Source organism: Bradyrhizobium sp. USDA 4541 (assembly GCF_024171085.1).
GTDB classification, from domain to species: domain Bacteria; phylum Pseudomonadota; class Alphaproteobacteria; order Rhizobiales; family Xanthobacteraceae; genus Bradyrhizobium; species Bradyrhizobium australafricanum.
The window spans coordinates 1,791,213-1,803,113 of the sequence record NZ_JALJZF010000001.1 but is presented as its reverse complement, the minus strand read 5'-3'; the positions used below and the strand labels follow the sequence as shown (position 1 = coordinate 1,803,113).

General features: G+C 59.3%; 8 protein-coding genes. 5 read left to right on the top strand and 3 right to left on the bottom strand.

The window, feature by feature from the left end:
• Window positions 1–60 precede the first annotated feature (60 nt).
• Together asnB and J2R80_RS08415 are read right to left on the bottom strand one after the other, a co-directional pair.
• Window positions 61–1,791, bottom strand: a complete 1,731-nt coding sequence (gene asnB / locus J2R80_RS08420) for an asparagine synthase B (protein ID WP_253588588.1) — start codon at window positions 1,789–1,791, stop codon at window positions 61–63.
• A 233-nt stretch (window positions 1,792–2,024) separates the two neighbouring features.
• Window positions 2,025–3,404, bottom strand: a complete 1,380-nt coding sequence (locus J2R80_RS08415) for a polysaccharide biosynthesis/export family protein (RefSeq protein ID WP_253588587.1) — start codon at window positions 3,402–3,404, stop codon at window positions 2,025–2,027.
• A 179-nt stretch (window positions 3,405–3,583) separates the two neighbouring features.
• On the opposite strand from J2R80_RS08415, the gene J2R80_RS08410 reads away from it, so the two are divergent.
• The 4 genes from J2R80_RS08410 (at window position 3,584) to J2R80_RS08395 (ending at window position 9,217) form a co-directional block, all read left to right on the top strand.
• Window positions 3,584–5,083 (top strand): undecaprenyl-phosphate glucose phosphotransferase, encoded by a 1,500-nt coding sequence (locus J2R80_RS08410; RefSeq protein ID WP_253588586.1) that lies wholly within the window; start codon window positions 3,584–3,586, stop codon window positions 5,081–5,083.
• A 166-nt stretch (window positions 5,084–5,249) separates the two neighbouring features.
• A complete protein-coding gene (locus tag J2R80_RS08405; RefSeq protein WP_253638363.1) occupies window positions 5,250–6,377 on the top strand; it encodes a Wzz/FepE/Etk N-terminal domain-containing protein in 1,128 nt (375 codons plus the stop codon).
• Between the two features lie 390 nt (window positions 6,378–6,767).
• On the top strand, window positions 6,768–8,192 hold the full coding sequence (locus J2R80_RS08400; protein WP_253588584.1) for an oligosaccharide flippase family protein: 1,425 nt from the start codon (window positions 6,768–6,770) through the stop codon (window positions 8,190–8,192).
• A gap of 17 nt (window positions 8,193–8,209) precedes the next feature.
• Window positions 8,210–9,217: an FkbM family methyltransferase gene (locus tag J2R80_RS08395; RefSeq protein WP_253588583.1), complete on the top strand. Its 1,008-nt coding sequence runs from the start codon at window positions 8,210–8,212 to the stop codon at window positions 9,215–9,217.
• 114 nt (window positions 9,218–9,331) lie between these two features.
• On the opposite strand, the gene J2R80_RS08390 is transcribed toward J2R80_RS08395, so the two are convergent.
• Complete coding sequence (locus J2R80_RS08390; protein ID WP_229157725.1) at window positions 9,332–10,345, bottom strand: polysaccharide deacetylase family protein; 1,014 nt, start codon at window positions 10,343–10,345, stop codon at window positions 9,332–9,334.
• A 335-nt stretch (window positions 10,346–10,680) separates the two neighbouring features.
• Between J2R80_RS08390 and J2R80_RS08385 the strand changes: the two genes are divergently transcribed.
• Complete coding sequence (locus J2R80_RS08385) at window positions 10,681–11,901, top strand: glycosyltransferase family 4 protein (protein ID WP_168857663.1); 1,221 nt, start codon at window positions 10,681–10,683, stop codon at window positions 11,899–11,901.

Below are 11,901 nucleotides of genomic sequence, written 5' to 3'. Positions count from 1 at the left end.
ATTGCCGCCGAACACCGGGCGACGCTATGTGGGAATCCGAAATTCACTTGAAGGACGATTTCACTCCGCCGCTGCAACCCGTTCGCCCGATGGGACCTTCGAACTGTTGAGGTTTTCAACTGACCCAACATGATCAATAGCCTGAACGTGGATCCCTTTCACTGCCCTTCCGGATGGGTCATTCATGCTCGCAAATTGCTGAGACCAAAGAAACGCGGTCGGCGTGGAGCATGCGATCGAAGGACCGACGGGCACAGTCAGGCAGGCTGTCGGGTTGTTGAAAATGCCATCAAAGATGGTCCTGTAGAAATATCCCTCTTTGGACGTCGGCGTTTGCCGCGGAAAGCGCTTGCTCGCCTCTGCGAGCATCTGATCCGAGACTTTATTCTCGGCTTGATGCTTCAAGCTTTCAATCCAGCTGTACCCTACCCCGTCGGAAAACTGCTCCTTTTGACGCCACAAGATCGCTTGCGGCAACAGATCGGTAAATGCTTCCCGCAATATGCCCTTCTCGATTTTCTCGCCAGGGCACATCTTCTCGGCGGGGTTTATCGACATTGCGTAGTCCAGGAATTCCTTGTCCAGGAAGGGCACACGGGCTTCGACTCCCCAAGCCGCCATTGCCTTGTTCGCGCGACAGCAATCATACTTGCTGAGTGCAAAGATCTTTCGGACAGTCTCGTCGTGGAATTCTTCTGCTGACGGCGCCATGTGGAAGTAGAGATAGCCGCCGAATACCTCGTCAGCGCCTTCTCCGGACAACACCATTTTGATGCCCATTGATTTGATTTTGCGCGCCATGAGATACATCGGCGTGCCGGCACGAATGGTGGTGACGTCAAAGGTCTCCAGGTGCCGGATCACGTCCGGCAATGCGTCCAATCCTTCCTGCACGGTAAAAACAATCTCGTGATGGACCGTGCCGATGTGAGCTGCCACGTCTCGCGCATGCTTCATGTCAGGTGAGTTTTCGAGGCCGACCGAGAACGAGTGCAGCCTCGGCCACCATGCCTCTTCGGTTTCTCCCGACTCGATCCGCTTGAAGCGGTGGCGCGCCGCGAGCGCCGCGATAAGCGACGAGTCGAGCCCGCCGGAAATAAGCACCCCGTAAGGCACATCGCACATCATCTGCTGCTTGACCGCAGCTTCGAGCGAAGATCGGAGCTCCTGCAGCGACACCTTCCTGCTTGGAAGAGTATGTGCCCACTGTGGATCATACCACTTGACGAACTTTCCGGCCTTGGCGCTGTAATGATGTCCCGGAGGAAACTCCCGGATCGTCTCGCATACGCCATCGAGGGCTTTCATTTCGCTCGCGACGTAAGTCGTGCCGTCGCTGCCCCATCCGATGTAAAGCGGAACAATGCCGATGTGGTCTCGGGCGACGAAGAAATCGCCACTGCGCTCATCGAAGAGGGCAAATGCAAAGATTCCACTCAGCATGTTGCACACGGCAGGGCCGTACTCGTCGTAGAGATACAGGATGATTTCGCAGTCGGACTTCGTTTTCCATGCGTGCGGCAGCTTCAGCGCCGCGCGCAAACCGACATGATTGTAGATCTCTCCGTTCACGGCCAAAGCGCGACCCGCGGTCACGTCGAGAAGGGGTTGAGCGCCGTGCTCCACGTCGACGATGGAAAGGCGCTCGTGCGCGAGCACTGCGCCGTCGCTGGAATAAATGCCGCTCCAGTCTGGCCCGCGGTGCCTGACCGTTTTGGCCATCTCGAGCGCCCGGCCGCGCGCCGTCTCGAGCGATTCTTTAAATCCAAAGATGCCAACGAAGCCGCACAAGGAGGTTGCCCCTTCTGTAAGTTCAGATCGCAGCGAAGCGGAACAGCGGATCGAGAACGGCAAAAGTCACAAAATATTCAAGGTTCAGATCAAGCGGAATTACCCTATGCCTATGCCCAAGCGGCGACACCGTCGCATAGGCTAAAAATATACGGACAAGCGGCATCAAACTCCGTGGCTGCTCGTGTCTTCTCGACGTGCCAATCCCGATCACTCTGCCGCTTCCGGCTTTGTCACCTGCTGTCACGCCGCGAGTCTGCCGCGGTCACGTCGGTCCGGCCTATCACGACCGGAACGTTTGAACTGCTCAGCTTTCGGGGTGCCGCGTCGGGACCATCCTGATATCGCAGCGAGACCTCGATGGTGTCACCGGGCTGCAACTCGGCATCCTCGTTCACGACAATCCGTTCCGGTCCTTTCTCGCTCTTTCTAATAATAGCAATATCGGGCTTACTGCCGGCTCCCCGTGCGAGCTGCGATCGAACCATCGAAGTGTATTGAAGCTTCTCACCGACGCTCTGCAGTTTCTCGCGAATCTGATTGAGCTTTAAGCTGGTCTCTTGCAGCTCACGGAACAGATCAAGCTTCCGCTGATCGTCGAGCTTTGCCAACCGTCTGGCGTACTCGTCCTGCAATTTCTTGACCTGGAGCAATTGCGCTGAGGTTTGCAGCCTCCGGGTCGCCGACAGCAGAACCGCGCGACGCGCATCCGTCACGCGAGGGCTGATCAACGATCCCTTGCCGAACAGGTCGGTCGCTTTCTGAAGGTCCTCGACGTCGGACTGAAGTCCCTCTTCATCTTTCTTTTGCTGCTCCGACAGCACGCGGACCTCGTCGTCTCCCTGCCGAACGCTGCGCTGCAAGTACGCCTTTTCCTGCTGATAGTCGCTCTGCTTCGTCTTCAGGTATTCGGCTTCCGCATTGACGATTTCCGAAACCGCCGACCGGGCTATCGGCAGGTCGGCAAGAGAAGCGCTTGGATTGATCTGCGTCCCTTCCCCGAGCTCGCTCTTGATGCGCCACATCCGCGCCTGTTCCTTGGCGAGTTCTGTCCAAAGCGAACCATACTCGCTTCTCAGGTCGGCCGACTCGAGATACGGGTTGTTCATCCTGATATGCATGATGTCGTAGCCACCCGCCATGGCGATGAGCTGGCGCGCGGTGCTCGCCGGACGATAAGGGTACTCTCCCGGCTTCGACACGTCCCCGTTGACGTAAACAGGCCTGTACTCCGCAACGATCGCCGTGACCTGATCTGCATCTATCACGACCACGACCTCGCGGCCGTCCACGGTCCTCTGTCGAAAGACCTTGCTCGTCATTGCGGCCCCGACCTTGGCCCGAATCTCTTGCAACGGCAGGCCGGCGACCGGGACCATTCCGACCAGCGGCAAAGAGATATTGCCATCGACCTGGACGGGCGCGCGCTGCCGCAGCTCCGGCACGCCGGCTACCGCGACCTCCAGAACATCTCCGACGCTCACTCGATATTCGGCTTTCGCCTGCGCGGAAATCGTCAGGCCAACAGCCACCAGGCCCCACCTGACGCAACGGCCTGGTTGACCGCGACGGTTGTCAAGACGGAGGAAATTACGCAGCTTGGCGTGCGGCATGGCGTGCTCGATGGCTCGGTCTCACGGATTGATCGACAATCTAAACCCGCAGCGCCTCGGCTCAACTGACCATCGTAGTTACTCCCGGCTACCCATTTATTGCCAATCCGCCTCCTGACCCGAATGCTATGTTTTTGTCAGGGGGACGGACTGCGTGACGGACTGCTTGGGAGTAACCGGTGAGTTATGCGTTTTTCACCAATTCGCCGGCCCCTACCGAGCGTTCGGCGCATTCGGTCACTGGCCGCAAGGCAATTGCGGCTGACCTTGGCAAGAACAGATTGGCCGCCTTGCTGGTACTGGCGGCAGGCGCCGAGTTCCTCCTCGTAGCCGTCGGGGCTTTTGCCGCTGCCGTCCTCTATTATCGGCTGGTCCTTGCGCTCGACTATCCGGACACTCCCAAATACATCCTGGAATCTCTTCTGATTGCCACGTTGCAACTGCTCGTATCCGTTGGGCTCCGGCAGTATTCGCGGATCCAGACGCAGCCCCGCCACATCTTCCTATGGAGCGGCGTCAGCGCCGTCTTCTTCGTATTCTCCTTCTTCATCTCAACGATATTTCTTCTCAAGATCTCGGACGGCTACTCGCGCGCGACCGTGATGGCCCAGGCGGCAAGCGTTATCGTCATGGTGCTCTTCGCGCGGGCAATATGCTTCTCGTTGCTGCAGCCTGCCATCGCATCCGGACTGATCGACGCCAGGCGCGTCATCCTCATAGGTGAACCGAGCCACTGCCTGGATTTTTCCGCACGAGTAAGCGCCACCGGAATCCGGACCATTCGCTCGTTCGAGTTGCCGACCTTTCGCAAGGGCTCTTCGGCATCGGAGCATTTCGGGGCGGTCGAAGTGCTATCCCATGTCCGCGAACTGATCGCAGAGTGCCGGCCCCTGCGAGCGGATGACATTGTCATTCTGACTTCGGAGTCGGATGTTCGGGCGGCCCTCGCGCTCGCCGGCGCCCTGTCAGAGCTCCCGGTCGACGTTCACGTCGTCCCGGTCGGTGCAATCGACCTCATGGCCGTGTCGCGCATCACGCAATTCGGCAACATGGTGACGATGCGCATCTTCCAGTCTCCCCTGACGCCGTTCCACCGGGCGATCAAACGAGCCTTCGACATCGCGGCCGCAATTGCCGGACTTGTCATCATCAGTCCCCTCTTCGTCATCATTCCAATCGCAATCAAGCTCGATTCCCCCGGGCCGGTGCTATTTCGTCAGACGCGGCACGGCTACAACAACGAGACTATTCGCGTGTTGAAATTCAGATCGATGACCGTGACGGAGGATGGCGACAGTTTCAAGCAGGTGACCAGACACGATCCACGTGTGACCCGGTTGGGACGCTTCATGCGCCACACCAATATCGATGAGCTTCCACAGCTCTTCAACGTGCTGGTCGGCGATATGTCACTCGTCGGGCCTCGTCCGCACGCGACCTCGCAGAACGAGAGCTTCGCCCGGATGATTTCGTCATTCTCCCGCCGCCACAACGTCAAGCCCGGCATTACCGGCTGGGCACAGGTCAACGGCTATCGTGGCGAAACCGACACCCTGGAGAAGATGCAACGTCGTGTCGAGCATGACCTCTATTACATCGACAATTGGTCATTCCTTCTCGATCTCAAGATCATCGTCATGACCCTCTTCTCCAGAAAGGTCTATTGGAATGCCTTCTAGCGCGATGACGATTGCTGCATGCAGTCCGTACAGCAAGATCGCAAGGGCATTGCAGTCGATCCCGTTCCCGTTTGATCGGCGGAGGCTTCGGTAGGCCACCAGTAACTGCAGGTTCGAGACAATGCTGCAAACTCACAGAACTGACAATTCGGCACCTCAGGACACGATGCCGCCTGAATTTGGTTCGCCGGCCGAATTCGTGGCGGAGGGTCTCGCCTTCTTGCGCCGCCGCCTCTCGATCATACTGCTGACGTGTTTCGTGATGTTTGGCGCCGGCTTGCTCTATCTCGTTGTCGCAGTTCCGACGTTTACGGCAACCGCGCAACTCATCGTCGACGCCAAGACGACTTCTTCCAACGACACGGCCTCGGCAACGACAGCCGTCGAAAGTCAGGTCGCAATCTTGAAGTCGGAGAGCGTCGCTCGCGCAGCGATCGCGAAGCTCGGTTTGGCGGGAGACCGGGAATTCTCCGGCGGCGCCCTGCACCACCTCAGTCGGTCGACATCCCGGTTGCTCGGCTGGAGCAGGCAGGACACGGACGTCGTCACGCGTGATGCGATGGAAGCATTCGCGCGCAAGCTCTCGGTGAAGCGTGCCGGTCTCACCTACATAGTCGATCTCGCCTTCAGCTCCGCCGATCCCGATCGGGCCGCGCAGGTCCTGGACACCGTTGTAGAGACCTACATCACGACGCAAATGGACGCGAAATACAAATGGGGTCTGCAAAACGAGAAATGGGTCAAGGAACGTGTCAACGAATTGAGCAACCAGGCGTCGACTGCCAAAAAGGCCGTAGCGGATTACAACAGGGCCAGGAATGGCATTGCGGTTCCCGCGAACAGCGCCGAGGCAGGTCCACCCTCGTCGCAGTCGACCGGAACGGCGCAAGACGAACTCCGCGAACTGGAAGCCACAGCGGACGCCGCCACCCGAACGTATGACAATTTCCTCCGGATGTTGCGTTACATGGACGCCATGCAGCAGCAATCCGCGCCGGTGTTCGAGGCTCGTCTGCTCACCGGAGTGTCTCATCCCTACACGGCCAGTTCGCCAAACGCCCGTTTGATACTTGGATCAGCGATCCTCGGCGGCATGCTTCTGGGGATCGGAATAGGATTGCTGCGCGACAGGTCAGACCGGGAACGCGCGCCCGCGCGCAGGTCTGCAGCCACCGCATCCGGAGGAACTGCAGTCGTCCAGGGGCTCAAGGCGAATGGCGTCAAGCCTCATTTCGATGGTTCGTTCAAGGTCGAGAAACAACACACCTACAAGGAGGCCAATCCTGACTTATAGTCGCATGAATTGGCTCCCGATCGCGATACCGCAAGCTCGATTGAAACGCCCCGGACATCACCCGTCGAACAATGCTCGTCGGCGAACCGCTTTCATCGCGACGAAGGCAGCATGTTTCTCGTTACGGCCACCGGAGTGGGTAATCCAGAAGGGCCGGACGCTCTCCGCAGCCGCGGGGTTATATTCGACCCTGCGACAATGTGCCGATTTGACAATGTGTAACATTTGAACGCTCAGCCTCCGCGCAGTCCGCTCCTCCGCCCACGAGGTGCGCCGAACCGGGAATTCCGGGCAAGAGCTCGATCACAATTACTGGGCGCCGCGTGGCGTCCACCAACGTTGGCTTGAGCAATGACGAGCTTTACTCGACCGTCCGGCGGACCGGCGACCATGTTCAGCAATGTCTTCCGGCAGTCATGGCTGGCCTTGGCATACCGATGCTCGGGCGCCGTCGTCTCCCTCCTCTTCGGCGTAAGTTTTGCGCGGATGATGAACATAGAGGAATACGGTGCGCTCATGTCGTTGATGACGTTCGCGCTCGTCGCCTCCACGGTCGGCCTCATCGGTCAGCAATTTCGCGTGTTGCGGGAAATACCAAGCATCGCCGCCCGGAAGAACTACCCGGAGATCGGCTCGATCGTCGCGAAGCGGGTTCGCGTGGCGTGTCTGGGCAGCGTTGCCGTGGCCGCACTCGCCCTCCTTCCGTTCGTCGCCGCTCACGGCCGCGACGGAATATTCGGAGGCTGGCAATATGCCACGAGCGTGCTCCTGATATTGCCGTTGTCCTTGATCGAAATGCAGAGCTCGCTGGGGCGCGCGCTCGGCTCCGTCAATCTCGCACTCGTGTCGAAGGATGTGCTGTGGAGATTTCTCATCATATTGTTGGGCGCCGTTCTCTTCGCGACGTCTGGCAATCCGCTGCCGGCTGAAGACGTTCTGCTGATTGCGACTGTAATCCTGATCGTGTTGATCGCCGCCCAGAACATCTACCTGCGGCATCTCGCGGAGGGGTGTAAGGTATTCACCATGGCGGTGGGGCGATCGAATGACCGGCTTCGCGACATCGTGTCCACTTCGGGACCGTTCTGGGTAACCAGCGTCACGAGCATCATGGGCGGCACAGTCGACCTCGTCGTCATCTCGGTCATGGTCGGCCCGGAAGCCGGAGGATATTACTACGCTGCCAGCCGGATCGCGCTCCTTCTTGATTTCTTCCTGGCGACCTTTTGTATTCCCGCGGCGCCCCTCATTGCACGTCTGTTCGATGAGAATCGTCATGCGGAAATCACGCGCGTCACGTCGGGAGCGTCATTGGCTGCGTTTGTCGCTGTGCTCGGCTGCGTTGCGACGTTGGCGCTTGGTGGCGACCTCGCGTTGATGGCGTTCGGAGCGACTTTCACCCGCGCCTACGGCGTCCTGATGGTCCTGGCAACCGGCATGCTGGTGTCGACATATTTCGGGATCGGCCCCATCGCCCTGAATATGACAGGCCATCAGCGCGCCGCGATGCACATCGTGGTGATCACTTGGGTGTCGGGAATCCTGGCCATGGTCGGCGCGACTTGGGCCTTCGGGACGATAGGAGCAGCGGTTGCCGGCTCCTGCGCGGGCATCGCGACCAGGGTGTGGACTGCGGCCTACATTTATTCGGCGGAAGGGATCGATATCACCGCCACCACGGCGCTCCGCGCGTTGGTTAGGCGCGCAACGAGCCGAGGAGTATCCGAACCGCGTAGCGAGGCAATACGGCCAGAAGCCAGCGGCACCATTCTTGACCTGCAGCCTGCTCGCGGCAGTCGGGACACACGTACATGAATTGGGGAGATAGTTGAATGCGTTCGCTGTCATCCGAGGACGCGACTGCTGCAATTGGATTTACGCGCGGGAGGCGGTACCTGATGGGCCGGTCTACATTCGATTACGAGGTGTCAGGAAGCCGGCTTTCCATGGGGCTGGTGAGGCTTCTGCACACCGTTGTTGCGCGGAGTACCGGGCGCGGCATGGGACTTGCCATGCGGGCGGTCAAGCCGCTTCTGCATTCCCAGCTGTCTTGCGTCCATTTCGCCGACGGTAGCCGCTTGTACTTCGAGCTGAACGACGTCTATTGGAATGCGTTCTTCATCGGCCAGCCCGGCATGACCTACGAGCCGGACATAGCGACGCTTCTGATGCGGCTGAAGGATACCGACTATACGTTCTTCGATTGCGGTGCAAACATCGGATACTGGTCCGTTCTCGTCACGTCGGAAATGCTGGGTCGCAAGCGCGCGATTGCCGTCGAGGCTTCACGGGAGACGCTTGCAATTCTCGAGCAGAACCGTGACGCGAATGATCAACGCTTCGAGATCTGCCGAAGGGCATTGTTCGAGTACGACGGGCGCAGCCTGTTCTTCTCCGACGACGGACCTCATTCGGCCCGGCACATCGTAACGTCGCAGAGCAGCCGTCCGTCACACACCGAACCCGTCATGTCGATAACGATCGATGCGTTGGCAAGGGACCAGCAGCTGACCGACAGCGATCGGCTCGTCATCAAGCTCGACGTCGAGGGCCAGGAGGTTGCGGCCCTGAAGGGCGCTCGGCAGGCTCTGAAGCGCGACACGCTGATCATCTACGAAGATCATGGTCAAGATCGCAGCCACGCGACCACGAGGTATGTGTTCGAGGCACTTGGACTTCCGGTGTTTTCTCTTGCTGCAGACGGGTCAATCACGAAGGTCAGTGACCTCGGCACACTGGATCGCCTGAAGGTGAACCCCAAAATCGGCTACAATTTCGCGACCTGCCCACCCGGATCCGGCTTCCACCGCTGGATATCAGGAATCGCCAGTCAGGCCTGATCGTGTCGGGCGCCGATCCTGGCGCACGAGATCGCCGGCGGCTCAACCTACTTCGCGTGCCCGAGCCAGAATTCGCGTGCCCTCGACTCTTCGACGCGATCGGAATGCACGATATCAGTCGCCGCGACCGAACAGCATCTGGACCGCCGACTGGACGCCATTCATTCGCCCCTCGAACGGAATTCTCCCGTCGGAAGGACCTCCGACCGCGATGCGGGGGAGCCCAAAAGGATTCAGCTTCCGATCAGATATCTGTCCATGCCGGGTTGTGACTGCGGTCGAAAAACCGACCTCCACCGCGAGATGTTGTTCTCGATCACCGCATGCCCTGGAGTTGCCGTAGGGAAAAGCGACGTGCCGAACCGGGCGCTGAAGCAGTCTCTCCAGATAGGTGCGATTACCCGCCATTTCGGCGCGCGCTGAAGCTGCATTCAGGTACGCGAGCGCTGGATGCGATTCCGTATGCCCGCCAATCGTAGCCAGGGGGTGTCGTGCCAGGAGCTGAAGCTCCCGCTCGTTGATGAAATAGGCGTCGTTCAAGGCCTCCAGCGACAGATCGGCCTTGCTGAACGTAGGGGCGAGCATCTCGACTCGTTGGTAATCTTCATGGACCCAGTTGCTCACCTTCTCCAGGGCCGATGCTTTCTCGTCAAAATCGCGACAGCTGAATCGCATGTTCATTGCGTCGATCGCAAGACTGTCTCTCGAGCGAAACAGGTCGCGCAAGCCCAGCCACCACGGTTGCAGCGTTCGCTTCACCGCACCCGTTGGAACATATACGGTGAAGGGCGCGTTATTTCGCTCAAGGATCGGCAATGCCGTCGTGACGTTGTCCTTGTAGCCGTCGTCGAAGGTAAGCACCGCATAGCGGCGGGGTTCAGGATCCACCGCCAGCCGCTCGAGACATGCATCGAGACTGACAATCTCCCATCCCTGCTGGCGCAGCCACTTCAGGGTGTATTCAAAGAAATCAGGCGATGCACCGGTCTTCAGCTCCGAGCGCCAATCCGGCTGAATCTCGTGGAACATCAGGATAGTGGCCCTGCCGGCAAATGCCATGCGCAAAGCAGGCGCAAGTCCCGCCCAACTTGCCGCATGGAATATCGTTCGGCTGAGTAGTCGCTTCACGCGAAATCACCACCGGACAGGTTGATTGCGCGCAAGCCGACCAAGCGTCGTCGATGCTCATGTGATTGCGTGCGCGATCTGCCCATGCTCATCTCAAATAGCCCTCGTGAACACAGCAGTGTTTCCGATGGGAAACACCCCTCCATTTATCGACAAACCGCGCCGCTCTGGCAACCACGGCGCTGGTACTCACTACTGGGTACCCCAGATTTCATCGCCTCCACTCTGAATGCGCCGCCTGCATCGAACTGCTTTCACGGTAGCTTTTCGTCAGACACAGAGTGCACCGGCCACTGGTGATGCCGGCCTTCGTGATGCGCGTGTCGAGGGCCTCAATGAAAGTACTGCTCGCCAATAAGTTTCTGTTCAACAACGGTGGCGCAGAGGCAGTGCTGCTTCAGGAGAGAATGTTCCTGACGAGCAGCGGGGCGGACGTCATTGACTTCGCGATGCAGCACGAGCGGAACATCGAATCCCGCTATGCAAATCACTTCGTGTCTCGCCAGGAATACCGGACCGGCGGCCATCTCGCCAAGATCAAGAGCGCGCTGTCATTGATTCACTCACGCGAAGCCGTGAGCAAACTCGCATCCCTGATCGAGGAGACTCGGCCAGACCTGATGCATTGCCACAACATCTATCATCAGCTGACCCCGTCGATTGTCGGCGTCGCCAAGTCGCGCGGGATTCCGGTCGTGCTCACACTGCACGATTCGAAGCCCGTGTGTCCGGTGCACACCCGCATGCGAGAGGACCAGTTGTGTTCATCGTGTCTCTCAGGCGATTTCCATCACGTGCTGATGCACCGTTGCGCTGACGGCTCGATCGCACAGAGCGCCACGCTTTACATGGAAGCGGTCATTCAGCGCTGGTTTGGCAGCTACGAGAAGGTGGATCGCTTCCTCGCGCCGAGCCAGTTCATGCGGGAGTCGGTGTTGCCTCGGTTCGCCGCGGACCGGGTACAGGTGCTCTACAACGGCGTGGATGTCAGCGGCATTTCGGCGAGCGATCGGGACAAGGGATACGTGCTTTATTGCGGCCGGCTCGCGCCGGGAAAAGGTGCGGAGACGCTGTTGCGCGCCCACGAAGCAGCGGACTGCCGGTGGCCTCTCGTCATCGCAGGCTCCGGCCCGCTGGCGGATAGTTTGAAGACGCAATTCACCCGGAATGTGCGTTTCGCGGGCCAGCTATCCGGCGAGACTTTAAACGAGACGATCGCCGAGGCTTCCGTGGTGGTTGTGCCTTCGGAGTGGTGCGAGAACTGTCCGATGTCGGTGCTGGAGGCGATGGCCTATGGCAAGGCGGTCATAGCGACCCGCGTCGGCGGCATTCCGGAGCTCGTGGACGATCAAGTGACGGGGCTTTTGTTTGAGCCCGGCAATACGGACGAGCTTCGTCAGCACGTCGACTGCCTGATGAACGACGCCGCACGCCGTGCAGGCATGGGAGCAGCAGGAAGAAGTCGCGTCGAAGCGGACTTCTCCCTCGAGAAGCATAACACCGAGCTGATGGCCGTCTACCGATCACTGGTGAGCGAGCGGCATTCATCGCATTGA